This is a genomic window from Bacillus sp. 2B09 (assembly GCF_003946835.1).
In the GTDB taxonomy this organism is placed as follows: domain Bacteria; phylum Bacillota; class Bacilli; order Bacillales; family Bacillaceae; genus Bacillus; species Bacillus altitudinis.
This window is the reverse complement of record NZ_RPSG01000013.1, coordinates 1-24,879: the sequence shown is the minus strand read 5'-3', so window position 1 is coordinate 24,879 and position 24,879 is coordinate 1. Positions and strand designations below refer to the sequence as shown.

General features: G+C 41.0%; 26 protein-coding genes. 20 read left to right on the top strand and 6 right to left on the bottom strand.

What is annotated here, in order from left to right; all coding sequences use genetic code 11:
* The first annotated feature begins 23 nt into the window (after positions 1-23).
* The 11 genes from recO (at position 24) to EBQ12_RS17950 (ending at position 12,263) form a co-directional block, all read left to right on the top strand.
* Positions 24-794: a DNA repair protein RecO gene (recO, locus tag EBQ12_RS18000; protein ID WP_008342406.1), complete on the top strand. Its 771-nt coding sequence runs from the start codon at positions 24-26 to the stop codon at positions 792-794.
* Between the two features lie 329 nt (positions 795-1,123).
* Positions 1,124-2,011 (top strand): glycine--tRNA ligase subunit alpha, encoded by an 888-nt coding sequence (gene glyQ, locus EBQ12_RS17995; RefSeq protein WP_125590947.1) that lies wholly within the window; start codon positions 1,124-1,126, stop codon positions 2,009-2,011.
* A complete protein-coding gene (glyS, locus tag EBQ12_RS17990; RefSeq protein WP_017367621.1) occupies positions 2,004-4,049 on the top strand; it encodes a glycine--tRNA ligase subunit beta in 2,046 nt (681 codons plus the stop codon). The genes glyQ and glyS overlap by 8 nt, the downstream gene beginning before the upstream one ends.
* 166 nt (positions 4,050-4,215) lie before the next feature.
* A complete protein-coding gene (ccpN, locus tag EBQ12_RS17985; RefSeq protein ID WP_024423017.1) occupies positions 4,216-4,854 on the top strand; it encodes a transcriptional regulator CcpN in 639 nt (212 codons plus the stop codon).
* A gap of 25 nt (positions 4,855-4,879) precedes the next feature.
* Entirely contained in the window at positions 4,880-5,701 is an 822-nt protein-coding gene (locus EBQ12_RS17980) for a pyruvate, water dikinase regulatory protein (protein WP_008342399.1), read from the top strand.
* 261 nt (positions 5,702-5,962) lie between these two features.
* The gene (locus EBQ12_RS17975) at positions 5,963-6,463 is read left to right on the top strand and encodes a YaiI/YqxD family protein (RefSeq protein ID WP_008342395.1); all 501 of its coding nucleotides are present in this window, start codon (positions 5,963-5,965) and stop codon (positions 6,461-6,463) included.
* Between the two features lie 33 nt (positions 6,464-6,496).
* Entirely contained in the window at positions 6,497-8,326 is a 1,830-nt protein-coding gene (gene dnaG, locus EBQ12_RS17970; protein ID WP_008342393.1) for a DNA primase, read from the top strand.
* Positions 8,327-8,529: 203 nt separating this feature from the next.
* Entirely contained in the window at positions 8,530-9,651 is a 1,122-nt protein-coding gene (gene rpoD / locus EBQ12_RS17965; RefSeq protein WP_008342392.1) for an RNA polymerase sigma factor RpoD, read from the top strand.
* Positions 9,652-9,952: 301 nt separating this feature from the next.
* Positions 9,953-10,312 carry a cytochrome c550 gene (gene cccA, locus EBQ12_RS17960; RefSeq protein WP_008342390.1) on the top strand — a complete coding sequence of 120 codons (360 nt, stop codon included), beginning with the start codon at positions 9,953-9,955 and terminating at the stop codon, positions 10,310-10,312.
* A gap of 120 nt (positions 10,313-10,432) precedes the next feature.
* A complete protein-coding gene (locus tag EBQ12_RS17955) occupies positions 10,433-11,149 on the top strand; it encodes a tRNA (adenine(22)-N(1))-methyltransferase (RefSeq protein WP_048001529.1) in 717 nt (238 codons plus the stop codon).
* Complete coding sequence (locus EBQ12_RS17950) at positions 11,142-12,263, top strand: Nif3-like dinuclear metal center hexameric protein (RefSeq protein ID WP_125590945.1); 1,122 nt, start codon at positions 11,142-11,144, stop codon at positions 12,261-12,263. The genes EBQ12_RS17955 and EBQ12_RS17950 overlap by 8 nt, the downstream gene beginning before the upstream one ends.
* A 36-nt stretch (positions 12,264-12,299) precedes the next feature.
* Here EBQ12_RS17950 and EBQ12_RS17945 read toward each other — a convergent pair whose 3' ends face one another.
* Positions 12,300-13,244, bottom strand: a complete 945-nt coding sequence (locus EBQ12_RS17945; RefSeq protein WP_007501283.1) for a 4-hydroxy-3-methylbut-2-enyl diphosphate reductase — start codon at positions 13,242-13,244, stop codon at positions 12,300-12,302.
* A 156-nt stretch (positions 13,245-13,400) separates the two neighbouring features.
* Positions 13,401-14,120: a VrrA/YqfQ family protein gene (gene vrrA / locus EBQ12_RS17940; RefSeq protein WP_125590943.1), complete on the bottom strand. Its 720-nt coding sequence runs from the start codon at positions 14,118-14,120 to the stop codon at positions 13,401-13,403.
* 155 nt (positions 14,121-14,275) lie between these two features.
* Between vrrA and EBQ12_RS17935 the strand changes: the two genes are divergently transcribed.
* On the top strand, positions 14,276-15,595 hold the full coding sequence (locus EBQ12_RS17935) for a DEAD/DEAH box helicase (RefSeq protein WP_024718822.1): 1,320 nt from the start codon (positions 14,276-14,278) through the stop codon (positions 15,593-15,595).
* A 9-nt stretch (positions 15,596-15,604) separates the two neighbouring features.
* The gene (locus EBQ12_RS17930) at positions 15,605-16,498 is read left to right on the top strand and encodes a deoxyribonuclease IV (RefSeq protein WP_017358005.1); all 894 of its coding nucleotides are present in this window, start codon (positions 15,605-15,607) and stop codon (positions 16,496-16,498) included.
* A 49-nt stretch (positions 16,499-16,547) separates the two neighbouring features.
* Here EBQ12_RS17930 and EBQ12_RS17925 read toward each other — a convergent pair whose 3' ends face one another.
* Positions 16,548-16,802, bottom strand: coding sequence for a DUF2624 domain-containing protein (locus EBQ12_RS17925; RefSeq protein ID WP_099496609.1), 255 nt, complete (start codon positions 16,800-16,802; stop codon positions 16,548-16,550).
* 140 nt (positions 16,803-16,942) lie between these two features.
* Between EBQ12_RS17925 and EBQ12_RS17920 the strand changes: the two genes are divergently transcribed.
* The 5 genes from EBQ12_RS17920 to EBQ12_RS17900 all read left to right on the top strand — a co-directional run bounded on the left by EBQ12_RS17920 (position 16,943) and on the right by EBQ12_RS17900 (position 21,062).
* Positions 16,943-17,824 (top strand): YitT family protein, encoded by an 882-nt coding sequence (locus EBQ12_RS17920; protein WP_007501276.1) that lies wholly within the window; start codon positions 16,943-16,945, stop codon positions 17,822-17,824.
* A 136-nt stretch (positions 17,825-17,960) separates the two neighbouring features.
* Positions 17,961-18,737, top strand: coding sequence for a metal ABC transporter ATP-binding protein (locus EBQ12_RS17915; protein WP_017367616.1), 777 nt, complete (start codon positions 17,961-17,963; stop codon positions 18,735-18,737).
* The gene (locus tag EBQ12_RS17910; protein ID WP_007501274.1) at positions 18,737-19,597 is read left to right on the top strand and encodes a metal ABC transporter permease; all 861 of its coding nucleotides are present in this window, start codon (positions 18,737-18,739) and stop codon (positions 19,595-19,597) included. The genes EBQ12_RS17915 and EBQ12_RS17910 overlap by 1 nt, the downstream gene beginning before the upstream one ends.
* Positions 19,575-20,003 carry a zinc uptake transcriptional repressor Zur gene (gene zur, locus EBQ12_RS17905; RefSeq protein ID WP_003217433.1) on the top strand — a complete coding sequence of 143 codons (429 nt, stop codon included), beginning with the start codon at positions 19,575-19,577 and terminating at the stop codon, positions 20,001-20,003. The genes EBQ12_RS17910 and zur overlap by 23 nt, the downstream gene beginning before the upstream one ends.
* 141 nt (positions 20,004-20,144) lie before the next feature.
* Positions 20,145-21,062, top strand: a complete 918-nt coding sequence (locus tag EBQ12_RS17900) for an ROK family protein (RefSeq protein ID WP_125590941.1) — start codon at positions 20,145-20,147, stop codon at positions 21,060-21,062.
* A 227-nt stretch (positions 21,063-21,289) separates the two neighbouring features.
* Here EBQ12_RS17900 and EBQ12_RS17895 read toward each other — a convergent pair whose 3' ends face one another.
* A complete protein-coding gene (locus EBQ12_RS17895) occupies positions 21,290-21,868 on the bottom strand; it encodes a 5' nucleotidase, NT5C type (RefSeq protein ID WP_125590939.1) in 579 nt (192 codons plus the stop codon).
* A 139-nt stretch (positions 21,869-22,007) separates the two neighbouring features.
* On the opposite strand from EBQ12_RS17895, the gene EBQ12_RS17890 reads away from it, so the two are divergent.
* Positions 22,008-22,370, top strand: a complete 363-nt coding sequence (locus tag EBQ12_RS17890) for a DUF308 domain-containing protein (RefSeq protein WP_008342359.1) — start codon at positions 22,008-22,010, stop codon at positions 22,368-22,370.
* Positions 22,371-22,418: 48 nt separating this feature from the next.
* Here the strand turns inward: EBQ12_RS17890 and ispG are convergent, their stop codons facing one another.
* Both ispG and EBQ12_RS17880 read right to left on the bottom strand, forming a co-directional pair.
* On the bottom strand, positions 22,419-23,534 hold the full coding sequence (gene ispG, locus EBQ12_RS17885; RefSeq protein WP_008342357.1) for a flavodoxin-dependent (E)-4-hydroxy-3-methylbut-2-enyl-diphosphate synthase: 1,116 nt from the start codon (positions 23,532-23,534) through the stop codon (positions 22,419-22,421).
* 106 nt (positions 23,535-23,640) lie between these two features.
* Complete coding sequence (locus tag EBQ12_RS17880; RefSeq protein WP_007501268.1) at positions 23,641-23,943, bottom strand: hypothetical protein; 303 nt, start codon at positions 23,941-23,943, stop codon at positions 23,641-23,643.
* Between the two features lie 185 nt (positions 23,944-24,128).
* Between EBQ12_RS17880 and EBQ12_RS17875 the strand changes: the two genes are divergently transcribed.
* Positions 24,129-24,674, top strand: coding sequence for a GNAT family N-acetyltransferase (locus EBQ12_RS17875; RefSeq protein WP_125590937.1), 546 nt, complete (start codon positions 24,129-24,131; stop codon positions 24,672-24,674).
* Positions 24,675-24,879 lie beyond the last annotated feature (205 nt).

The following is a 24,879-nucleotide window of genomic DNA, read 5'->3' as shown; positions in this document are numbered from 1 at the left end:
TCCAATGCTCGGAGTGTAGACAAATGCTCATTAAAAGTGAAGGAATCGTCCTTAGAACAACAGATTATGGCGAAACAAACAAAATTGTCACGCTGCTCACTAGAGAACATGGGAAAATTGGTGTGATGGCAAGAGGCGCTAAGAAATCGAACAGCCGCCTGTCAGCCATAAGCCAGCCGTTTTTATACGGAACCTTCCTGATCCAATCATCAACAGGACTTGGAACGCTCCAGCAAGGTGAAATGATGGAAAGCATGCGGACCATTCGGGAAGATTTATTTCTGACCGCATATGCCGCATATATGACAGAATTACTTGATAAAGGAACAGAAGAAAAGAAACCAAACCCTTACTTGTTTGAACTTCTTCTTCAATCTTTACGCCATCTCAATGAAGGCACAGATGCTGATATTATTTTATTTATCGTAGAGGTTAAAATGCTGTCAGTGATGGGGTTGAAGCCTGAACTGGACCAATGTGTACACTGCGGTCAAAAAGAAGGGCAGTTCCATTTCTCAATTAGAGATAACGGATTCATCTGTAAGCAATGCTTTTCTAAAGATCCATATAAACTGCCCTTATCCCCAGCAGCAGCAAGACTGCTCCGTTTGTTTCATTATTTTGATTTATCAAGGCTTGGTCAGGTTGACGTGAAACCACAAACGAAACAAGAAATTCGTCAAGTGCTCGATCATTATTATGAAGAGTATTCAGGTCTTTATTTAAAATCAAAAAAATTCATGAATCAAATGGAATCCATGAAAAAGCTAATGGATGGTGAAAACAAAAGTTGACATCTCTCGTGACTTTTTGTAAGATCATCTAAGATCAAATATGTTGCATTGACAGAAAGAAGTACTTACGTATCAGCCATAAAAGCGACCTTAGGGCGGTGTGAGCTAAGGATGGACACGTAACGAAAGGCATTCTTGAGCAACGTAAAACAAAGCGGCTGGGTGCTACGACACCAGCAAATAGGGTGGAACCGCGGGAAAAACTCTCGTCCCTATGTTTGCAAGGAACCTTGTGAGCATAGAGACGGGAGTTTTTGTGTTTTGCAAAAAGGTTCTAGGCCCCACCGCCATACATAGCGGATGGTGTAAAAAAGATGGAGGTGCGATCATTGAATATTCAAGACATGATTTTGACACTGCAAAAGCATTGGTCAAATGAAGGCTGCGTATTAATGCAGGCATATGACACAGAAAAAGGTGCTGGAACGATGAGTCCATACACGTTCCTCAGAAGCATTGGGCCAGAGCCATGGAAGGTAGCCTATGTAGAACCTTCAAGACGTCCGGCTGACGGCAGATATGGAGAAAACCCAAACAGATTGTATCAACATCATCAATTTCAAGTGATCATTAAGCCATCACCTGACAATATTCAAGAACTGTATCTAGAATCATTGAAGGCGCTTGGAATTGACCCGCTGAAACATGATATTCGTTTTGTTGAAGACAACTGGGAAAACCCATCTCTTGGCTGCGCAGGACTTGGTTGGGAAGTTTGGCTAGATGGAATGGAAATTACGCAATTTACGTATTTCCAGCAAGTCGGCGGTTTAGAATGTAAGCCAGTTTCTGTTGAAATCACATACGGAATTGAGCGTCTTGCTTCGTACATTCAGGACAAAGAAAATGTGTTTGACCTTGAATGGACAGATGGCTTTACTGTAAGAGATTTATTCTTAATGGCTGAATACGAGCATACTGTGTATACGTTTGAAACATCTAATACGGATATGCTGTTCGATTTATTTACAACGTATGAAAAAGAAGCACATAGTCAAATGGACAAAGGGCTTGTTCACCCGGCATATGATTATGTACTCAAATGTTCTCACACCTTTAACCTGCTTGATGCCAAAGGCGCGATTTCTGTGACTGAGCGAACAGGTTATATCGGAAGAGTACGTCAGTTAGCGAGAAAAGTAGCCAAAACATATTACGAAGAACGAGAAAAACTAGGATTCCCTATGCTAAAAGAGGAGGCGGCTTCTCATGAATAAACAAGATGTATTACTTGAAATCGGCTTAGAAGAGATGCCGGCTCGTTTCATGCCAGAAAGCACAAAGCAACTAGGTGACAAAGTAAAAGCTTGGTTCGTAGCGCAAAATATTTCATTCGAAGACGTTGCTTTATTTAATTCACCAAGACGTCTAGCTGTACTCGTCAAAGGTGTTGCAGAAAAACAAGAGGACATCAAAGAAGAAGCAAAAGGACCGGCTAAAAAGATTGCTCAAGATGCTGAAGGCAATTGGACAAAAGCTGCCGAAGGTTTTGCCCGCGGACAAGGCGCTTCAACTGATGATCTGTATTTCAAAGACATCAAAGGTGTGGATTATGTCCATGTCCAAAAGTTTCAAGAAGGTAAGCAAGTCAAAGACCTTCTTCCAGCATTGGGGGACATTGCAGCTTCATTGAGTTTTCCAAAGAACATGAGATGGGGAAGCGAAGATTTACGCTATATCCGTCCAATTAAATGGATTGTTTGTTTATTTGGTCAAGAGATCATTCCTGTCGAAATTGCAGGAGTGAAAAGCGGACGGGAGACTAGAGGACATCGTTTCCTAGGGACGACAGCCAGCATTGACACACCAGCTTCTTATGAGCAAACATTAAGAGATCAATTTGTCATTGTAGATTCAGATAAAAGAAAACAATTAATTACTGAGCAATTACATGCCCTTTCTTCCGAAAAAGGCTGGGTCATTCCAGTTGATCCTGAGCTTCTAGAAGAAGTGAACGATCTCGTTGAATATCCAACCGTTCTATTTGGTTCTTTTGAAGAAGAATTTCTTGCGCTACCGGAAGAAGTGCTTGTTACGACAATGAAAGAGCATCAGCGTTATTTCCCTGTGAAAAATGAACAAGGGGAATTACTGCCGCACTTTATTACGGTCAGAAATGGAAACAGTGAGGCACTTGAAAATGTGGCAAGAGGGAACGAAAAGGTCCTTCGTGCACGTTTATCAGATGCGGCATTTTTCTATAAAGAAGACGAAAAACTCGTCATTGAAGACAACATTCAAAAGCTTGATAAAGTCGTATTCCATGAGAAACTTGGCACGATTGGCGACAAGCTGAAAAGAGTAACAGACATTGCCGTTCGCCTTGCTAGTCATGTGGGTGCAGATGAAGAAACGTCTAAACGCGCTGCAAGAGCAGCCAGTATTTCTAAATTTGACCTTGTGACTCAGATGGTCTATGAATTCCCAGAACTGCAAGGAATCATGGGTGAAAAATATGCTAGAGCACTTGGCGAGCATGAAGAAGTGGCAAAAAGTATCAACGAGCACTATATGCCGCGTTTTGCTGGTGACGATGCGCCGTCAACACTTATTGGGGCGATTGTTGCAGTGGCGGATAAATTAGATTCTATTTGTTCATTCTTCTCAATTGATGTCATTCCAACGGGCTCTCAAGATCCTTATGGATTAAGAAGACAAGCGAGCGGTATCGTTCAAATCCTGCTCGACCGCCAATGGAATCTTTCATTTAAAGAGCTTTTAGCACTAGCTCAAGTAGAGACTAAACATGAAGCTGCTCTCATTGAATTTTTAACACACCGTTTGAAATATGTTCTCCAAGCAGAACATATCCGTCATGACGTGGTGGAAGCAGTCCTTGATGTTGAAAATATTGAACCATATGCGGTTGTGAAAAAAGCAGCTGTTCTTGAAGAGAGCGTGAAACAGGAGAGTTTCAAAGAAACGGCTGAGGCACTAGGCCGCGTCATTTCAATCAGTAAAAAAGGGGAAGACGCACAGATTCAGCCTGAACTGTTTGAAAATGAACACGAACAAAAGCTATTTGAAGCGTATCAGCAAGCGGAAAAAGCCGTCAACGAGCATATGGCAAGTGGACAGTACCATTCAGCACTTGAAGCGTTAGATACGTTAAAGGCACCAATTGTTCATTATTTCGACCATACAATGGTTCATGCCGATGATGAAAAACTGAAACAAAATCGTTTGGCACAAATGGTCAAACTTGCAAAAGTCATTCAATCATTTGCGAATATGAACAATTTAATTGTAAAATAAATACCTAAGAACGGTTGCCTTTTTCGAAGGGCAATCGTTTTTTACTCATTTAATTCACGGTTTTTGAGTGGATTTTTGTTTCATTCGGACAAAGATGCGCTATAATATGATGAGTTATGAAATTGATATACATAAAGTAAGGATTCGCTCTCTCTATTTAAAGGTGGTGAGTACAATCGAGTTAAATAAACGGCAAGAGCAGATTTTACAGATTGTCAAAGAGAATGGTCCGATCACTGGAGAGCATATCGCCGATCGGCTGAACTTAACAAGGGCTACCCTCAGACCGGATTTAGCCATTTTAACGATGTCTGGCTTTTTAGAAGCAAGACCAAGGGTCGGCTACTTTTTTACAGGCAAAACAGGCACGCAGCTTCTGGCAGATAAGCTGAAAAAACTTCAAGTGAAAGATTTTCAGTCCATTCCGGTCGTGATACACGAGAATGTTTCGGTTTATGATGCGATTTGTACGATGTTTTTAGAGGATGTGGGCACATTATTCGTTGTGGACGATCACTCTATTTTAACAGGCGTGTTATCAAGAAAAGACCTCCTTCGAGCAAGTATTGGGAAACAAGAGCTTCCATCTATACCTGTCCATATTATTATGACAAGAATGCCGAACATTACCGTTTGCCGCAAAGAAGATTTTATTATGGATGTGGCCAAGCACTTGATTGAAAAGCAAATAGATGCACTTCCTGTTATAAAAGATACGGATAAAGGCTTTGAAGTGGTCGGCAGAATTACGAAAACAAACATGACGAAAATACTTGTTAGCTTATCAGAGAACGAAATTATCTAATTACAGAAGACTGCGAGGGGATGTTATGAGTAATCGCGTAATTTTTGTTGTATCAGATTCAGTAGGAGAAACGGCAGAGCTCGTGGTCAAAGCGGCACTTAGCCAATTTGATGGCGGCTCATCCGACCATTCAAATATTAGAAGAATCCCATATGTAGAGGATGTCGGTACGATTAAAGAAGTGATTTCATTGGCGAAAGCAGATAATGGGATCGTTTGCTTTACTCTTGTTGTGCCAGAAATGCGCCAATTCTTAATAGAAGAAGCAGAAGCGAATGGCGTCGTGTACTATGACATTATCGGTCCACTTATTGATAAAATGGAGACGGCATATGGAAATGAAGCGAAACATGAGCCAGGTCGTGTACGTCAATTAGATGAGGACTATTTTAAAAAGGTAGAAGCCATTGAGTTCGCTGTGAAATATGATGATGGCCGGGACCCAAGAGGTATTCTAAAGGCTGATATTGTGCTGATTGGTGTATCGCGTACGTCTAAGACACCACTTTCTCAATACTTAGCACATAAACGCTTGAAGGTAGCAAACGTTCCGATTGTTCCTGAAGTTGATCCGCCAGAGGAGTTATTCTCAGTTGATCCAAAAAAATGCATCGGCCTGAAAATTAGTCCAGACAAACTAAATCATATCCGTAAAGAACGTTTAAAATCACTCGGTTTAAATGACCGTGCCATTTATGCGAATATCGAGCGGATTAAAGAGGAACTAGAATATTTTGAAAAAGTGGTTGACCGCATTAACTGTCAAGTTGTTGATGTATCGAATAAAGCAGTTGAGGAGACAGCAAATGTCATTCATCAAATGCTGACCAAAAGAGGTTCCGAATAAACTCAGGATGCTCCTCCTGGGTTTTTCCTATGGTGGGAAACGGGTAAACAAAAACAATAGCATATTTGCTGCATTTGTATTATAATAAAAAATTGTGATAAAATGATTGATTTTAGGTTTAAGTTAAGTCAAGAACGAATAAACTAATATTGGCAGAAGTCAAGTGATTCTGAACATAACTTTTCGACAAAATGAGTTTTACTGTTGATTGCTTTATGGGGGAAAAGTATGGTCTTTTTGCTTCTCTAAAGCAGGAATAAGGTGGAGGGATGGAGAATTAGTCACCTGAATGAACGTAAAAAAGAAAGGACGATTTATGTCGATGCAGATGCTTGTCCTGTAAAAGACGAAATCCTTTCTGTCGCATCTCAATTTCAAGTACCTGTGACTTTCATTGCTTCATATGAGCATTTTCAAACCAAACGATCACCACTTGAAGATTGGCGGTTTGTTGATACACATAAGGAAGCAGCAGATTTAGTCATTGCGAACTTAGCTGTCAAGCACGATATTGTTGTCACCCAGGATATTGGTCTGGCCTCCTTACTGCTTCCAAGACAAGTCATTGTTCTGTCTGAAAGAGGACGAATGTACACAAACGAAACAATTGATTTTGATTTGGAACGCAGGCATGTTTCCAGTAAACAGCGAAGAAAAGGTGTATACGGAAAAGGTCCCAAAAAGCTTTTAGAAGAGGATAAAAAGCGATTTATTGCCCAACTACAAAAAATCCTGTCGAATCATGAAGGATTTTTGAATTAAAAGGCGAATAATGTACGACGGAGTGTTATTAGGATGAGCAAACGTATACCAGATGAACTTTTGGAGCAAATCCAAAAAAACGCAGACATTGTCGAAGTGATTGGAGAATACGTACAGCTTAGAAAACAAGGTCGGAATTACTTCGGTCTTTGTCCATTCCATGGTGAAAATACTCCTTCATTCTCTGTTTCAGCAGATAAGCAAATCTTCCATTGTTTTGGCTGTGGTGCAGGAGGCAATGTATTTTCGTTCCTCAGACAAATGGAAGGCTACTCATTTATTGAAGCCGTTTCACATGTTGCTGATAAGTACCATATTGATTTGCCGGATCATGTAGCGAATGCGCAGATCAGTTCCTCACAGCAAGAGGATACAGCAGATCATAAAATGATTGAGGCGCATGAGCTTCTTAAGAAATTTTACCACCATTTGCTGGTAAATACAAAGGAAGGTCAAAACGCACTCGATTATTTAAGGTCCAGGGGCTTTACGGATGAAACAATTGCCAAGTTTGAGATCGGATATGCTCTCGACTCGTGGGATTTCGTGACCAAGTTTTTAGAAAAACGAGGGTTTGATCCTGCGATGATGGAGAAGGCTGGTCTTTTGATTCAACGAGAAAACGGCACAGGTTTTTTTGACCGCTTTAGAGATCGTGTCATGTTTCCAATTCATGATCATCACGGGACGGTCGTCGCTTTTTCTGGAAGATCACTTGGTGATCAGCAGCCAAAGTATATGAATAGTCCTGAAACGCCACTTTTTCATAAAAGTAAGCTGCTTTATCACTTTCATGACGCGCGTATGCATATTAGAAAACGCGAACGTGCAGTCCTTTTCGAAGGATTTGCTGACGTCATCTCGGCTGTCACAAGTGGTGTTGGCGAAAGTGTTGCAACAATGGGTACGTCTTTAACAGAAGAGCACGTAAAGCTTCTTAGGCGGAACGTAGAAGAGATCATTTTATGTTATGACTCTGACACGGCTGGGTATGAAGCGACCATGAAAGCATCAGATTTGCTTGGAAAAAGAGGATGTAAAGTTCGCGTTGCCATGATACCAGATGGACTTGATCCAGATGATTACATTCGTAAATATGGCGGCGAGAAATTTAGGAATGACATCATAGATGCAAGTGTGACATTAATGACATTTAAGATGAATTTTTTCCGAAGAGGAAAGAATTTGTCTGACGAAGGAGACCGCCTGACTTACATGAAGCAGGTTCTCCGAGAAATCAGCCGATTAAACGGTTCCTTGGAACAAGAGATTTACATGAAGCAGCTGGCCGGGGAGTTCTCCATTTCACTTGACTCATTAAAGGAGCAATTGGAGCTTTTTGAAAAGCAGCAGCGACAAGAGGCCAAGAGCTCGCAAGAAGAAAATGGGCTTGAAAAGCGGCGTGCACATCTGTCAACACAGGTAAGACGAAAACGTCTAAGGCCGGCATATGAAAACGCAGAGCGAATGCTCCTTGCACATATGTTGAAAAATGATGACGTGATCCGAAAAGTGCTTGATAGGATAGGGTTTGAATTTAATATAGATTCGCACAGAGCGCTGGCAACATACATTTATGCATTGTATGAAGAAGGCAAGGAGCCGACCCCGCAGCATCTGATGAACCGTATAGAAGATGATGTGATCAATCAGCTCCTGACGGATATATTCATGATTCAAGTTGGAGACGAACTAAGTGAAGCTGAATTAAGTGATTATGTAAAAAAAGTGTTGAATCATCGGAATTTGTCAATGATAAAGGAAAAAGAACTAGAACGTGCAGAGGCGGAGAGGCAAAAAGATTTCTTCAAAGCGGCAACACTTGCAAAAGAAATTATTCAGTTGAACCGTTCGCTGAAGTAATACGTCTACTATTTATGACAAGACTTACGGCTGGCAATGAATCCTTTAATGGGAGGAGCATAAGACCGCAAGCATCTTGCCTTCATCATTATTTATTTTATTCCTATTTGCTCATTCTGTTTGATAGAGAGAGAAAGGCAGAGCAGAAGCAAATCGCAAGTTACTTTAGAATTCGTTGCAAGCTTTGGAAGGAGGGATCCATAATGGCTGATAAACAAGCCCACGAAACTGAAACTGAATTAACCTTTGAACAGGTGAGAGATAAGCTCACTGAAACGGGTAAAAAACGGGGCGTTTTAACATACGAAGAAATTGCAGAGCGTATGTCTAGCTTTGAAATTGAATCAGACCAGATGGATGAATACTATGAATACTTAGGCGAACAGGGTGTAGAACTCATCAGTGAAAACGAAGAGACTGAAGACCCAAATGTTCAGCAGCTGGCTAAGGCAGAAGAGGAATTTGACCTGAATGATTTAAGCGTACCACCAGGTGTCAAAATTAATGATCCTGTTCGTATGTACTTAAAAGAGATCGGGCGCGTCAATTTGCTATCTGCGAAAGAAGAGATTACGTATGCTCAAAAGATTGAAGAAGGCGATGAGGAATCAAAAAGAAGATTAGCGGAAGCGAACCTTCGTCTCGTTGTCAGCATTGCGAAACGTTATGTTGGTCGTGGTATGCTGTTCCTTGACTTGATTCAAGAAGGAAACATGGGGCTCATGAAGGCGGTTGAGAAGTTTGATTACCGCAAAGGATACAAATTCTCAACATATGCGACTTGGTGGATTAGACAGGCGATCACACGTGCGATTGCCGATCAGGCGAGAACAATCCGGATCCCGGTTCATATGGTGGAAACCATTAATAAATTAATCCGTGTTCAAAGACAGCTTCTACAAGATCTAGGTAGAGAACCAACGCCAGAAGAAATTGCGGAAGACATGGATTTAACACCAGAGAAAGTAAGAGAAATTCTTAAAATTGCGCAAGAGCCAGTATCTTTAGAAACACCTATTGGTGAGGAAGATGACTCGCATCTTGGTGATTTTATCGAAGACCAAGAGGCGACTTCTCCATCAGACCATGCTGCCTATGAGCTCTTAAAAGAGCAGCTTGAAGATGTATTAGATACGCTAACGGACCGTGAAGAAAATGTGCTGAGACTGCGTTTCGGACTAGATGACGGAAGAACACGCACATTAGAAGAGGTAGGAAAGGTGTTTGGCGTAACAAGAGAGCGTATTCGCCAAATTGAAGCGAAAGCTCTTCGTAAATTAAGACACCCAAGCAGAAGTAAACGATTAAAAGACTTCTTAGAATAGAAACCGGACGGATCTTGAGAGAGATCCGTTCTTTCTTCATCAAAATGAAAACGCTTTTTTGATCTGATTATATTTTACTGAATAACAAATGAATTTGCAACGTTCTTAGAGAAAAGATGTATAAAAAATACATCTAAATGTGCTGAAGGCTTCTTTTCTCATTTTGAATCATTTTTGTCTAATCTGTGAACTTGACCAAAGTTTTGTATCATAATTCGTTTACTTTTTGTAAAATTAAAGTAGAATTAGAATTGTTTGCATAGTCTCAAAGGGGTTTTTCACAAAGGGGAGGATGAAAGAAATGAAACGGAATCCACTTATACCATTCTTATTGATTGCCATTTTAGGTATTGGACTCACTTTTTTCTTATCAATGAAGGGGCTGAAAGATGAAGACAAAATTGCCTCTGGGGGCAAAGAGCAAAAGCAAGAAGAGACCGCAAATGCAACGCCGGAAGAATTGTATAAGCAGAACTGTATTAGCTGTCATGGGGAAAACTACGAAGGTGGCGCTGGTCCTGCATTAAAAGGTGTTGGCGACAAGCTTGAAGTAGCAGACATCAAGAAGAAAATTCAAGAAGGCGGAAATGGGATGCCGGGCGGGCTAATTCCGAATGAAAAGCTCGATGAAATGTCAGAATGGGTATCCAAAATTAAATAATAAAGCGCAAAAAGCTCTTTTTCATCAGAAGAGCTTTTTTCATTTGAAAACGACTTTTAAAAAGTCCATAATTTATATAAGATAGACAAGTATGAACATTAAAGAAAAGTAGTGATATGGATGAATGAAATGAATTTGTCAAAACGATTAAAAAGAGTCGCAGACTTTTTACCAAAAGAGGCGGTCTTTGCTGATATTGGCTCAGATCATGCCTATTTGCCATGTTATGCGATATTACATCATAAAGCATTGAAAGCCATTGCTGGTGAAATTACTGATGGACCGCTTCAATCTGCGAAGCAGCAAGTACATAGGCTTGAATTAGATGAGCAGATTTCAGTCAGAAAAGGAAATGGCCTTGAAGTGATTGAAAAAGGCGAGGTGAATGCTGTCACGATTGCAGGAATGGGCGGAGCACTCATTGCAAGCATTCTAAATGAAGGTAAACACAAGCTCACAGGGCAGGAGCGGCTTATTCTTCAGCCTAATATTCATGCTCACCATATTCGTTTATGGCTCTATCAAGAGGGGTATGAACTGATGGATGAAGTGATTTTAGAAGAGGATGGCAAGATATACGAAATCATCATTGCCGAAACTGGCGACAAAGATAAAGCTTATGAAGGCATGTCGATTGAAACAGGCATGCTCGTTGGTCCGTTTCTTGCCAAAGAACATAATGATGTCTTCCGGCGCAAATGGATGAATGAGCTACAGCACATGGAGCATATAGAAGGCCAGATTCAAAAAGCAGCGCCGACGGAAGAGAACAAAGAACGTCTCAAAGAGCTGAATGCGAAAATAAAAATGCTAAAGGAGGTTTTGACTGTTGGCTAAAACAGTGAACGGGCATGAAATCATCCAATTATTTGAGCAATTTTCACCAAAGGCATATGCGGTGGAAGGTGATAAAATCGGGCTCCAGATTGGAACGCTGAATAAAAAAGTGACCAATGTCATGATCACCTTAGATGTATTAGAAAATGTGGTAGATGAGGCAATTGAGCGGAAGGTGGATCTCATTATTGCCCACCATCCGCCAATTTTCCGTCCATTAAAACATGTGGCGACAGATCAGCCGGCAGGACGGATCATTGAGAAATGCATCAAACATGATATTGCGGTGTATGTAGCACATACAAACCTGGATGTGGCTGATGGGGGAGTCAATGACTTGCTTGCAGAGGCTTTAGAGCTCGGGGAAACAAAAGTGCTAGTTCCAACATATGAAGATCCAATTAAGCAGCTAGCCTTGTATGTCCCAGTGGAATTTGAAGAGGCCATCAGGACGGCTTTAGGAAATGCGGGAGCTGGCCATATTGGCAACTACAGTCATTGCGCTTTTTCAAATGAAGGGACAGGCAGTTTTTTGCCATCAGAAGAAGCTGTGCCATTTATTGGTGAGACGGGTAAATTGGAATTTGTGAAAGAAGTACGAATTGAAACCATTTTCCCAGCAAGTATTGAAAAACAAGTGATTCGTGAAATGATCAAAGCACACCCTTATGAAGAAGTGGCTTACAGTGTACACACGACAGATCTTCCTCCTATTCAAAAAGGCCTTGGTCGTATTGGTGAATTAAAAGAACCTATGACACTTAAAGACTTCACTCAATTTGTGAAAACGAAGTTAGATGTGAATGGAGCGCGTTTTGTAGGAGATCAGGAAGCGATCGTGAAAAAAGTAGCTGTGCTTGGAGGAGACGGAAATAAATATATCCATCAAGCGAAAAGAATGGGTGCAGATGTGTACGTGACTGGCGACCTTTATTTCCATGTCGCTCACGATGCCATGATGCTCGGACTGAATGTAGTGGACCCAGGTCATTACGCAGAAAAGATCATGAAAGAGGGCGTAAAGACAAAGCTAGAATCGCTATGTACAGATAAAAAATATGATGTGCAATTCTTTGTATCAGAATCAAACACAAACCCGTTTCAATTTGTGTAAACAAAAACGTCAGAGCATAGCAGCTCTGACGTTTTTTTATTTCTTTGTTTTCACGCGAGGTAATATCTTAGAAAGAGGAACCGTCCGTTCAATTTTCCATGTTGATTCATCATCAGGTTCGTAGTTTTCTAAGAAACGAATGACTTCTTTTGTAATAGGTGTTGGTGTGGAAGCACCTGCAGTAACGGCAACTGTTTTAACCCCTTGGAGCCATTCAAGCTTTAGCTCACTGAGATCACCAATTCGGTAAGCCTGCGTTCCTGCAATCTCCATTGACACTTGCGCCAGACGATTTGAGTTATTGCTTTTTGGATCGCCGACCACAATGGTCAGATCGGCTTGGCCTGCTTGCTGTGACACAGCTTCCTGACGTACCTGTGTCGCAAGGCAGATTTCTTGATGGTACTCGACGTGAGGATATTTTTCTTTAATGAGCTCCATCAGATCATGAACATCCCACTGAGACATTGTTGTCTGATTGGTGATGAGCAGTTTATCTGACGTTAAATCGAGCGCTTTAATATCAGCTTCTGTTTCAACAAGGTGCACTTTGTCAGGTGCAACACCGACGGCTCCTTCTGGCTCAGGGTGCCCCTTTTTCCCGATATAAATAATGTCATATCCATCAGCTGTTTTTTCTGAAATGAGTTCATGTGTTTTCGTGACATCTGGACACGTCGCATCAATGGCGACAAGGCCTTTTTCTTCTGCAATTTGACGGACTTCAGGAGATACGCCGTGAGCGGTGAAAATCACTGTGCCACTTTCAACCTGTTTTAAAATATCTAGACGGTTTGGTCCGTCCAGTGTGTAAATTCCATCTTCTTCGAAGGCATCTGTGACATGTTTGTTGTGCACAATCATACCTAATATATAAATTGGGCGTGGCAAGTTTTTATCAAGTGCGGCATTTTTAGCAATGACCATTGCATCTACAACGCCATAGCAATAGCCACGCGGCGAAATTTTAATTACATTCATTTATTCGTCCTCCTGTAGGGAAGTGCTGCTAGAGAAGAACAATATAAAAAGCCGTGAAAAACGGCTTTTGATCATTCTCTTCCTTCATTATAGCCAAAGTAAGCGCATATATCAAAGATTGTTATACATGGGAAACACTTCGCCTTTAAAAGATCACTAGACATATAGTTTCGGAATGGAACTACCCGATCTTTTTTTCGGTTTTGCTTCAGGAGCAGCTGATGTGTGTACAGTCCCTTTTTTGACAAGGATGTCCTCTGGTTCTTCTTCTTTTCCTTCTTCTATTTCATCATCAACCGGTGCTGCTTGTTCGTGCGGAACGTCTGTTTCTGCAGTGATTTCTTTTGGTTCTTCGTCTGCATCATTCGTATTTGTTTCATCATCATCCGCACTGCCAAGCTGGCTATAGAGTTTAATCATGGCAGGCAAATTTCTGACTAAAGGACCGTATTGCTGAATCATAGGCGTGAATTGCTGCGCCATTCCGAGTACTTTTTGAACATTTCCTAACATGCTTGAAAGGTTCGCAGGGTTTGCGAAGCTCTGGATTCCTTGTAATCCCGCACCACCTCCAGCTCCAGAGATTCCTGCACCTCCAGCTCCAGGAAGAAATTTTGCCAGCATGCCCTTAATTCCGGCGCCGCCTAGTGCACGGCTTTCGCCTCCAGGAATGCCACCCATCCCGCGTAGACCGCCGCCTTGTACAGACGGAGAGCGAGGCATCATTTGTTGAAATTGGTTGCCTTGCCCTTGAAAAGGCTGTTCGATCGGAGCCTGCTGTCTCCGTTGAAAAATCCCGGGCTGTCCGCCATTTCCAAGGTGCCGGCGTGAGGGGCGATGCGGCTGAAAATCGCCCATAGGCCTTTGCCCTAACATACTTGTACCTCCCTTACTGCATTCTCTTTCTCTTCATAGGTTATGCAAGGAAGTATCATTTGGTTTCCTGTGAGAAAAGCGGACATGGTTTTTTTGCTGAAAATCAGCTATAATGAGGAGATGAGCAAAAAGGCATTGCCTTAAGGAGTGAAAACATGAAAGAAACGAAATTTACGACATATGAATTAAAGTCTTTTATTATAGATGCTATTCATGAACTGGGCTTTTATGAGCCGACTGATATTCAAAAGAGAATCATCCCTGCTGTTTTAAAAGGTGAAAGCGTGATTGGACAGTCTCAAACAGGGACAGGGAAAACCCATGCGTATTTATTGCCGCTTATTCATTCAATTGATCCAAGCAAAGAGCAAGTACAAGTGGTCATTACTGCACCAACACGAGAATTAGCGAATCAAATTTTTAAAGAAGCACAAACGATCTTAAAAAATACGCCTCCAGAAGAAGAAATCAAGGCAAAGCTTTACATTGGCGGAACGGACAAGCAGAAATCCATTCAAAAGCTAAAGAATCAGCCGCACTTAGTGGTCGGCACTCCTGGACGTATTGCTGATCTTATTCATGAGCAAGCGCTGAATGTGTACAAAGCAACATCTCTTGTCATTGATGAAGCAGACCTTATGCTGGATATGGGCTTTTTAGAAGATGTGGATCGTATTGGTTCACAAATGCCAGAACAGTTGCAAATGCTCGTGTTCTCAGCAACTATTCCAGAAAAATTAAAACCTTTCCTCAAAAAATATATGGATAATCCGAAATATGCACATGTTGAACCGAAACGCATTACGGCTGAAAACATTCAGCATATTTTAGTTCCATCTAAACAGCGTGATAAATTAAAATTACTTCATGAAATGGTGACGAATGTACAGCCTTATTTAGGGATCATCTTTGCCAATACGAAATCAACTGTTGATGAGATTGCCTCATTTCTACAAGAAAAAGGAATGAAAATTGGGGTACTTCATGGTGGTTTAACGCCTCGTGAACGTAAAAAAGTGATGAAACAAATTGAAGATTTGGAGTTCACCTATATTGTGGCATCTGATCTTGCTGCCCGCGGGATTGATATTAAGGGCGTCAGCCACGTGATTAACTATGAGCTCCCATCCGATCTTGATTTTTATGTTCACCGTGTGGGAAGAACGGCTCGCGCTGGTTCATCTGGCATTGCAATGACCATTTATGATCTCGCTGATGAGGATGCACTCGTTCAAATTGAAAAAATGGGTGTTGTGTTTGAAAACAAAACGATTGTTCATGGCGAATGGCGAGATGCAGATGATCGTTTGAAGCGTCAAAGACGTAAAAAAGCACCAAATGAAATTGAAGAAAAAGCAAAACGCCTTGTCAGAAAACCGAAAGCCGTCAAACCTGGATATAAAAAGAAAATGACACGTGAGATGGATAAGATCAAAAGACAAGAACGTAGAAAGTCAAAGCGTAACGGAAAGTAGGGGGACACATTGTTGAAGATTGGATCACATGTATCCATGAGCGGAAAACATATGCTTCTTGCAGCGAGTGAGGAAGCTGCCTCTTATGGTTCAAATACTTTTATGATTTATACAGGTGCACCGCAAAATACGCGCCGTAAAAAAATTGAAGATCTCAATATTGAAGCTGGACAAGCGCATATGAAAGAGCATGGTATGACAGATATCGTCGTTCATGCACCGTATATTATCAATATTGGGAACACAGTGAATCCAGCGACATTTGAGCTTGGAGTGGACTTCCTTCGCTCTGAGATAGAGCGTACAGAAGCGCTTGGTGCAAGACAAATTGTTCTTCATCCAGGTGCGCATGTCGGAGCAGGTGCAGATGCTGGAATTCAAAAAATCATTGAAGGTCTCAATGAAGTCATCGTGAAGGGGCAGGAGGTTCAAATTGCGCTGGAAACAATGGCGGGAAAAGGATCAGAGTGCGGAAGAAGCTTTGAAGAGCTTGCCCAAATTATTGACGGTGTGACACATAACGAAGCACTTTCTGTTTGCTTTGATACGTGTCACACGCACGATGCAGGTTATCCCATTGTGAGTGATTTTGATGGAGTATTAGAAGAATTTGATCGAATTGTCGGGATCGACCGAATCAAAGTTCTTCATATTAATGATAGTAAAAATGTACAAGGCGCAAGAAAAGACCGACATGAAAATATCGGTTTTGGAGAAATTGGTTTTGATGCCCTGAGCTATATCGTTCATCATCCACAGCTTCAAGATGTGCCTAAGATTCTAGAAACGCCTTATGTAGGTGAAGATAAAAAGAACAAGAAACCACCTTACAAATTCGAAATTGCGATGCTGAAAGAAAAGCAATTTGATGAAGGTTTACTAGATAAGATTACGGGTCAATAAAAAGTGCATGCAATGTGATGAGGTGCCGCTAAATGCGGCCCTTTTTTGCCTAATTTGTGAATTGATTAAACAGATCATTGACGGTCTGTGCTGTCTGTTTAGACGTAATCGCTTCCACTTGCTTAAGCAGCCGGTTGCGCTCTGCATCATTAAAAATATTGACGTTTTTCCCATTCATGAGTTTGGCGACCTCAGAAGCCTGATTGGATGTTAAGCTGACCCCGTACTGTTTCGCATACCTTAACAAGTCATTTGCTGTGATCTGATTCAGACGCTGTAACACAATTTTTTGAATTAAAATCAATTCCATTCCTCCCCTCTGTATCAATGTATGGGCGAAAACGGAAAATGTGCAAAAAATTTTATTTTACTCTGTGAAATGATAAAATAGTAAAGTGAATAAAATGTTCATTGAAAACTAAACATGTGTAGAAGGGAGAACGTATGGCAAATAGTAAACAGCATAAAAAGGAATCAGTGCCTCATTTTATTTTGAGAATTTTTCTGATTCTAGTAGGAGCTGCATGTGCGGCAGTCAGCATTGAATTATTTTTAGTGCCAAACAATATTATTGATGGAGGCATCATCGGTATTTCGCTTATTCTGGATTATCTTTTTACGGATAACCCATTCATTAATTTTGCGACGATTGTTGTCATTTTAAATATTCCATTTATGATATCAGGATACAAACATATTGGGAAAACCTTCTTGATTTCCACTGTGATTGGGATTGTCAGCTTGGCCGTGATTGAATCTTCACTCCATCATGTAGAAGCATTTACGACGCAGCCGATTTTAGCTACTGTATTTGGGGGGCTGTTACTCGGGTTTGGCGTTGGGCTTGTGATACGGAATGGAGGCTCAATGGACGGAACGGAAATCTTAGGAATTCTTCTGACGAAAAAAATTCCTTTCTCCGTCGGTGAGTTTGTCATGATCGTCAATGTGTTCATTTTTATTTGGGCGGGCTTTGTCTTCGGACCGGAGCAAGCTATGTATTCTGTCATGACATATTATTTGGCAATGAAAACAATTGATGCTGTCATTCAAGGACTAGATGAAACAAAAGCTGTCATTATCGTTTCGGATTATTATGATGAAATTTCAGATGCGATTCTTCATCGTCTCGGCAGGGGAACGACCAAGCTTAGAGGAAAAGGCGGTTATACCGATGAAGAAAAAGATGTCATTTACGCCGTCGTGACAAGACTTGAAATTACGAAGCTGAAATCTATTGTGTTTGAAATTGATGGTCAAGCCTTTATTACGATTATGGATACGCATGAAACAAAAGGCGGTAAATTCAAAACAGCCATTCATTAGCTTTTATTTTACTTTTTTATCTTTCTTTTATATAATGAAATGTATGTATGGACAAAGAAAATGGCAAAAGCCATTTTCTTTTTGTTGTATAAATCGTAATCATTCTTTTTATATTGGATTAAAGGTGGAAAGATTTATGGCAAAGCCAATTATTGAAATGAAGGACATTTCGTATTCATATGGACAGCGAAATGTCATCGATCACATTCATTTAACGGTAGAGGAAGGAAACTTTCTAGCACTTGTTGGACCGAATGGATCTGGTAAAACAACCTTATTAAAATGCCTGCTTGGCTTGATTAAACCCCAGCAGGGAGAATTGAAGCTCTTTGGCACACCTGCTCAAAAATTTAAAGACTGGGATCAAATTGGATTTGTTTCTCAAAAGGCGAATAGCTTTAATACAGGGTTTCCTGCTTCTGTATACGAGGTCGTGGCAAGTGGTTTAACGGCGAAGATTGGTTTATTCAAACGCATGACTAAGCAAGATAAGCTTCAAGTAGATGAGGCCATCCGCTCAGTTGGCATACAAGACTTAAAACACCAAAACATTGGTGAGCTTTCAGGCGGTCAGCAGCAGCGTACATTTATTGCTCGTGCACTCGTCAGTCAGCCGAAGCTGCTTATTTTAGATGAGCCGACTGTGGGTGTAGACCAAAGAACAGTAGAGGGCTTTTATCAGCTGTTAGAAACATTGAACAAAGAAAAAGGGATGTCTTTAATTCTCGTTACACATGATGTAGGAACCGTTTCTGACAAAGTCACGCATGTGGCTTGTTTAAATCAGACACTTCATTTTCATGGAGATGCGGAAACGTTTGATTCGATGGATGATCAGGCGCTTTCTCAGTTTTACGGGCATGACATTCAAGTGATTCATCACGATCATCACCATCATGGGGGACATGAATAATGCTATTTCCATTTTTTCATTATGAATTTTTACAAAATGCGTTTATCGCAGGGATGCTGATCGGCTTTATTGCGCCCTTACTTGGTGTATTTATTGTCGTGAGAAGGCTCTCTCTCATCGCAGATGCGCTTAGTCACGTATCACTTGCTGGGATAGCGGCAAGTTTATTCCTTGATAAAAAGTTTGGACTTTTGACAGGGGTTAGCCCGCTTTACTTAGGAATGGCTTTTTCTGTGGCTGGCTCATTGTTTATTGAACGTCTGCGCTCTGTGTATAAACATTATCAGGAGCTGGCGATCCCCATTATTTTATCGGGTGGTATTGGGATCTCTGTTATTTTCATTTCACTTGCAAATGGTTTTAATACAGATTTGTTCAGTTATTTGTTCGGAAGTGTCAGTGCGGTTTCAAGGCTCGATCTTTGGATTATTGTTGGGATCTCACTTGTTGTTGTATTAGTGGTTGTGCTCTTGTATAAAGAATTGTTTTTGCTTTCTTTTGATGAAGAACATGCGAAGGCTTCTGGTATTTCAGCTAAATGGATTCATTTTATTTTTATTTTAGTCGTTGCACTTGTCATCGCAGCATCGATGCGTATTGTCGGTACACTCCTAGTGTCCGCACTCATGACACTGCCTGTTGCGGCAAGTATTCGGATTGCCAAAGGGTTTAAACAGGCGATTTTCCTTTCCATCTTATTTGGGGAATTGTCTGTTATGGTCGGCTTGATTTTAAGTTATTATCTTGATTTAGCGCCGGGTGGAACCATTGTGATGCTGTCTATCTTGATTTTAATCGGGTGTATTAGTATTGGGAAATTCAGAAGGGGGAATCATCATGAACGTACAAGAAGCGCTTGATTTATTAAAGGAAAAAGGCTATAAATATACAAGCAAACGTGAAGATATGCTTCAATTGTTTTCTGATTCTGATAAATACTTGACCGCTAAAAATGTATTAACAGCATTAAGTGAAGATTACCCAGGGCTTAGTTTTGATACGATTTATCGAAACCTGTCTTTATATGAAGATCTTGGGATATTAGAGACAACGGAATTATCAGGGGAGAAACTGTTCCGTTTTAAATGTTCGTTTTCCCACCATCATCATCACTTTATTTGTTTGACGTGTGGTAAAACAAAGGAAATCGACGCTTGCCCTATGGACAAGCTTGATGCTGATCTAGAGGATTATCACATTAGCGGACATAAATTTGAAATTTACGGAACGTGTCCTTCTTGCGAACCAAAAGAAGTTCATTCATGAAAGAAGCCAGCCGATGGGCTGGCTTTTTGTTTTGTCATGTTGAAAACGTTTTACAAAGGATAGCTGTTTCATTAAAATGAGAACAACAGATCATCTATAGAAGCAGATTTGAGTCTTTAGAAATAGGGGGAGGGGTCAAAAGTGGCGTATTATATCGTATTCGATGTAGGCGGGACAAAAACAAAGCATGGGGTCATGGATCGACATGGTGAGCTGATCACGAGCGGCGACTACGAAACAAACTGCCGGCAGCTTGAGCCGTTTTTAGAGGACATGGAGAACGTGGTGAAAGAGTATCAAAGGACTTGGGATATCAAAGGGATTGCGATGAGTCTTCCGGGTTTTGTTGACAGTCAAACGGGTTATACGGAATTTGCAGGAGCGATTATTGCTTTAAATGGCCAAAATGTCAAAACGCTTTTGGAAGAAAAAACATCACTTCGTGTAGAAGTAGAAAATGATGCGAACTGTGCAGCTCTGGCTGAAAAATTTAGTGGTCATGCGAAAGAGTGTGACAGCTTTATATGTATGACGCTTGGGACTGGTGTCGGCGGCGGTATTTTTGCTGGTGGCGAGCTTGTGCGCGGTGCCTCTTTTCGCGGCGGTGAATTTGGCATGATGCTCACAGAAACAGAAAATGGTCAGTTTACCACACTCAACAGCAGTGCTTCGACAGCTGGATTGATACGAAGTTACAAAGAGCAGCAGGGCATTCCACAAAGTCAGCAAATCGACGGTCAAGAAATCTTTGAAAAAGCCAAGCATGATCCGGCCATTGAGAAGATGATCGATCAGTGGTACAAACGAATCGCAATTGGTATTTACAATGTGGCAACAGTTCTCAATCCAGAGAAAATCCTCATTGGCGGGGGCGTGAGTGCAAGGCCCGATTTGATTCCAAACATTGAGAAACATTTACATACTTTGCATGCATGGAAAAACATACAGGTGACACTGGAAACGTGCTATTACTTCAATCAGGCAGGCATGATGGGTGCACTTTATCATTTTTTAATAAAAGAAGGACATCATCGTACAATCAAAAAGCCGATACATTAAACGTATCGGCTTCAGCGCGCAGAACAAACCCTCGCATTCTTTGTCAGTCCTGCGTTCCGGTGCTCACGAATGTCAAATTCGCTCCGCTCCAGTACTCGTCCTTCCTAGACTGCAAAGGTTTTCTATCACGCTGAAACGAAGACAAAGGGCTAAAATAAAGTTCATTTTAGCCCTTTGTCAACAATCTGAAGCCGATACATTAAAAACGTATCGGCTTTTGATCTGTTTTAGTAAGCAGTTTGCAGACGCTTTTCATACTGTTTGATCCATTGGGATGCTTCTTGCCAGTTATTCACGCGAATGATCCGTTCATCAATTGGCATTTGATTATACGGTGAGTTAAACAGAATCACTGGAATGTCAGCTTCTTTTGCAATCATTGTGGCATTGCCGTGGTGATCTTCAAAAAACACATCGATCTTATGTTTTTGAACAGCTTCCACCTTATGATGTCCGCCAACAAGCTCGATATCGTCATAATGGACATGATTCTCCTCAAACCATTTGTAGGTGATGTCTGAGTGATGCTGCCTTCTGGCTGTGATATAAATCAATTGATGATGATGTTTCATTTGATCGAGGATTTCTTTTGCACCCTCGGCAGGCTTTGCCTGTTTATAAATAAGAGGCTCGTACTCATTCATCCAGCCCCAAAATTCTTCATTTGAAATCTTTAAAAGCTTCGTCAAATCATATTCCGTCATATCATCTAGTGTGATGTCACATTGAAACGACTCATTTAAGTAGGGGACAAAGGTGTCCTGCGCCGTGACTGTGCCATCGATATCAATTCCTAAACGTAACATGCCCACACTCCTCATATTTATCCTCTTAAAGTGTAACATAATCAATTCACAATTCCAGCAAGTTTTAGCAAACATGAAACAGACATTTTTGCTCATACTAAAAAAGCTCCTTTCTATTAACCAAAAGGGGGAATTGATCATGGAAAGAGACGAAGATTTCAGAAGAAATGATCGTGAAATCGACACACACTTTAGTAATGATGATGGCTATTTAGAGGAAACAGCTGCTGAAATAGCAGAGCCATATCAAGCATCAAGAGATCGTGAAGACAGAAGAGAACGTGACCATGTAGGTGACGATTCAGGCAGTAAGGGGATAGGCTATACAGCACTCGCGATTGCGATTATCTCATTATTTGTCTTGCCGGTGCTATTAGGGGTAGCGGCAATTGTCGTTGGTTATATTGCAAGAAGAAAAGGAGCACATGCGCTTGGCGCGTGGTCAATCGGGATCGGAATCGTTTCCGTCATCCTCGGCATCTTTATCACCCCGTTCTTTTAACAGGACAGGAACAGAAAAACGCCTGACAGTGATGTCAGGCGTTCTTTGTTATGCGTTCGCTTGTTTTGCTTTTTCAGCTTCCATTTTTGCATAATGTTCTTCAGCGATTTTATCGATTTCTTTTTTCAGTTCTTCGACCATTGTTTCTTCTGGCACTTTCCGAACAATTTCACCTTTGCGGAATAAAAGGCCTTCACCTCTAGCGCCAGCGATGCCGATATCAGCTTCACGCGCTTCACCCGGACCGTTTACAGCACATCCGAGAACAGCTACTTTAATTGGTGCTTTGATTTTAGAAATATATTCTTCGACTTCATTTGCAATGCTAATGAGGTCAATTTCAATTCGTCCACAAGTTGGACAAGAGATGAGTGTTGCTGCATTTGATGCAAGACCAAATGATTTTAATAATTCACGTGCCACTTTGACCTCTTCGACCGGGTCAGCACTTAATGAAATACGGAGTGTGTTACCAATCCCCATATTCAAGATTGCGCCAAGACCAGCAGCACTTTTGACCGTACCTGCAAATAACGTACCTGATTCTGTAATCCCAAGATGAAGAGGATAATCAAAGGCTTTTGCTGCTTTTTCGTATGCCTCAATCGCAAGGTTTACATCAGATGCTTTCATACTGACAATGATGTCATGAAAATCTAGGTCTTCTAAAATTTTAATGTGATGCAGTGCACTTTCAACCATACCATCTGCTGTTGGATAGCCGTATTTATCAAGAATCTTTTTCTCGAGTGAACCGGCGTTTACCCCAATACGAATTGGAATGCCTTTTTCTTTTGCCGCTTTCACAACAGCTTCGACTTTTTCTCGTCTTCCGATGTTTCCTGGGTTGATACGAATTTTGTCTGCACCTGCTTCAATCGCTTTCAGTGCAAGCTTGTAGTCAAAATGAATGTCGACAACAAGGGGAATGTTGATTTGTTTTTTAATGTCCGCAATCGCATTTGCTGCACGCTCATCTGGGCATGCGACACGCACGATTTGACAGCCAGCTTCTTCTAAACGTTTAATTTCAGCTACTGTCGCTTCGACATCATGTGTTTTGGTTGTCGCCATACTTTGAATGACGACTTCATTGTTTCCACCTATAGTTAAAGGTCCCACTTTGACGGGACGCGTTTTTGTACGATGTGTGACTTCACTCACTTGTCAATCGCTCCTTAGTGTACATGCAATTCGTTTGCAGTGTACGACGTGTTTTACATCTCATATTGTAACAGTCTCTTTATATGAATGACAAGGAATTAACGTTTTATCTCTTATAGACCGGAAACTTGTATGTGCTGCCTGCCCGAATTTCGTTCGCTTTGACGCCTTGATTCAGTGCTTCAAAGTCTTCGATCACTTCATCTAATGGCTTACTTGTATGTACGATAGAGACGACGGTTTGACCTTGTTTAACAGTGACAGTTTTATATGCCTGTTTTTCAGCTGTTTGAAAGGCGCTGGCGGGAACAGCAGGTCCTTCCTGAACGGGGATCGTTCCATTTTTCAAATCAAAAAAGATAATAAAGAGGACAAACAAACTGACTAGTAAAAAAATAATTCGCCGCATTTTACTCACCGCTTTTAAGAGTTTACTTCAGTGTATGTTTGTCCCTGAGTTGATAGAACAAAAAGAGTGAAAAAGCTAGGAAGGGTGGTTCTAGTGAGTTCTATTATGACTTGTAATCGGAAAAATCTTTGATAAGCCAAAGCGCTTTCTTTATTATGATAAAATAAAAAAAGGGGGGAGAGTATATGAAGAAAATCAGTCAGAATATATATGTAAGAACACTAACAGAAAGTGATGCAGAAGCTCTATTAACACTTGAACGAGAAAACCGCACTTATTTTCAGCAATTTACACCTTTGGTTCAGGATGATTTTTTTACTGTACCTCGTCAAAAGGAACGGATTAACCGCAGTATGCAAAGGCGTGCAAAAGATGAAGCCTATATGCACGGTATTTTCTTAAATGAAACAGATGCATTAATTGGAACGATCTCACTCCATTCTGTTGAAAGAGGACCGATTCAAGGGGCTTTGCTTGGATATGTACTTGATGAAAAGCAAGGCGGGAAGGGGTATATGACAGAGGCGATTCGTTTGATTATCGATTATGCCTTTTATGAACTGTACCTTCACCGTATTGAGGCTGGCGTAAAACCATCTAACATTGGTTCCATTCGTGTGCTTGAGAAGACAGGGTTTGAAAATGAGGGACTTCATCGTAAAAAAGTAAAGATCAATGATAAGTGGGAAGATCACTATTGGTTTGCGATCATCCATCCAGATGAGTCATAGGGTCAAAACAAATAAAAAAGCTCCCCAAAATGAGGGAGCTTCAGGCTGTCGAGAAAATCTCGACAGCTTTATTTTTTCCCTTAAATTTTCCACTATCCCATTTTATAATAGAGAAAAGCATACTAAAGGAAGGTGTTTTTCTCATGTTCCACACTAGAAATTCTTCTCAGCACGAAGCCGAATTTGTTTTGCTAGATCAATTGGT